Source organism: Desulfoplanes sp. PS50, from assembly GCF_053851535.1.
Genome location: NZ_JBSPZA010000079.1, coordinates 1 through 1916, shown reverse-complemented (window position 1 = coordinate 1916; position 1916 = coordinate 1). Strand labels below are relative to the sequence as shown.

The 1916-nt window shown below is 49.3% G+C and carries 2 protein-coding genes and 1 pseudogene; all 3 read left to right on the top strand.

Going from position 1 to position 1916, the window contains the following annotated elements:
• The first annotated feature begins 165 nt into the window (after positions 1-165).
• Positions 166-561 carry an AAA family ATPase gene (locus ACTVJH_RS15800; RefSeq protein WP_455992849.1) on the top strand — a complete coding sequence of 132 codons (396 nt, stop codon included), beginning with the start codon at positions 166-168 and terminating at the stop codon, positions 559-561.
• 258 nt (positions 562-819) lie between these two features.
• Positions 820-1269: pseudogene (locus ACTVJH_RS15795) on the top strand (sugar transferase); the annotation flags it as partial.
• A gap of 183 nt (positions 1270-1452) precedes the next feature.
• Positions 1453-1818: a hypothetical protein gene (locus ACTVJH_RS15790; protein ID WP_455992847.1), complete on the top strand. Its 366-nt coding sequence runs from the start codon at positions 1453-1455 to the stop codon at positions 1816-1818.
• Positions 1819-1916: the final 98 nt, after the last annotated feature.

The window sequence follows — 1916 nt, the reverse complement described above, 5'->3', positions numbered from 1 at the left end:
TTTTTTGTATTCTATTGCGTGGAAACAAGAGAAATACTAAAAAACAAGGATCTCTTCAAGTAAAAAATTAGTTATTTCAGGATGTTTGTTCTAATTTTGAAAGCAAAATAAACTCCGAAAGTCGAGTATTTGAAGTTTGCACCTTCAGGGGATGCGAAAATTTTGATGGCATGCTTTGGAGATAACCAGGAGCACTGTTACAGGTTCGATGAGTTGTCCGATGGGCAGCGGGTCCTGATCGTATTGTACTCCCTGATTTACGGGGTTAAAACCGAGGATACCATCGTATGCATCGATGAGCCTGAGAATTTTCTGGCCCTTCCGGAAGTACAACCCTGGCTGGATGCTCTCAATGATCTTGTGGAGGAAGGTCTGCAGGTCGTGCTGGTCTCCCATCACCCGAAGCTGATCAACTTCCTTGCTCGTGACATCGGCCTCTGGATCTACAGGGAAGGAGAGACCGGGCCGACCCGGATCAGAAATATTACCGATTCAGGTACGGAGAATGGCGGAATATCTCTTGCCGCTCTGGTCGAGCGTGGCTGGGTGTATGATTTTTGAGTTGACGTACCGGAATATGCGGAGATGCTGTGAGTGCGAAAAGTGGAAGAACGCAATTTGTCATACTGTGTGAAGACAGAAACCACTACAATTTTGCCAGAGGGTTGGGGGCTGGTAGATTGAAGTCGGATGTCGGCGGTCGGGAATCGGATAAAGACACGAGCTGAAAGGATCGGGTTGACCGCATTTTGAATATTCCAATTCGACATCAAGAAGATCGTAAGATGAAGGCAGACAGGCGGGAAAAGGGAAACGGCTTTGAAACGAATATTTGATTGTATAGCCACGGCAGCCGGATTGATTTGTATCAGTCCGGTTCTTGTGGTTTTGTGGTATCTTGTACGCAAGCACATGGGCTCGCCGGTTTTCTTCAAACAGAAACGCCCTGGCCTGCACGACAAGCCGTTTTATATGTACAAGTTCAGGACCATGACCAATGCGTGTGATGGAGACGGGTGCCTGCTGCCTGATTGCGAGCGATTGACCCCCCTGGGCCGGTTTCTTCGGTCGACATCGTTGGATGAACTGCCTGAACTCTTTAACGTGCTCAAAGGCGACATGAGCCTGGTCGGACCCCGGCCGTTGTTGATGCAGTACCTGGATCGGTATACCCCGGAACAGGCCAGGCGGCATGAAGTTAAACCCGGGATCACCGGCTGGGCGCAGGTGAATGGGCGTAATGCTCTGTCCTGGGAAGAGAAGTTCAAAGGACGGTTTTAGGTTTTAAGATTTAGGTTTTAGGGAACAACAAAAGCGAAAAACCCGGAATGAAACGAGAAGCAAGGGCATTTCACCGGGGAGTCATGAAAAATGATGCTTAGCGAGCTTGCGAGCCTTAGCAGATCTTATGCGTAGCTGTGGACGATGATGTAGGGAAGAAAAGAGGGAACAATGAAAGGACATTGTACTGTGCCTGCGGATTCAGAAGAAAACGTTTGGAAGTATGAACGCGGGGATGGCCGGTTCAAGCATCGTTGGGATCGGCCTTATGCCGGATTTGTTCCGGGAAGCAAAGGGCAGGTGGGGAAATGTTCTTGTAAGATCACGCAAAGTATTGCAGAAAAGATTTTGAACCAAGGGATTCCCCTTCCGGTGGACGAGATGCGGGGGGAGACATATCCCAAAAAAATGTATTGTGTGCATGAAGGTGTCATTTATGAGGCTGTGCCGACGACGCCGGGGATTTCCTATCATGGCTACCCTTGGCGCGGTGACCTCAAGGGCAGAATAGGCTTCCCCCCAATTTTAAACCACTGACCGATAAAAATAAGGTGGTATCTGCTAGCCTCTGTTGTGTTGTCTGAGGACGATTGGCTATCTTCCCCTGCCGCCATCATGGAGTGGAGCCCGTCCCC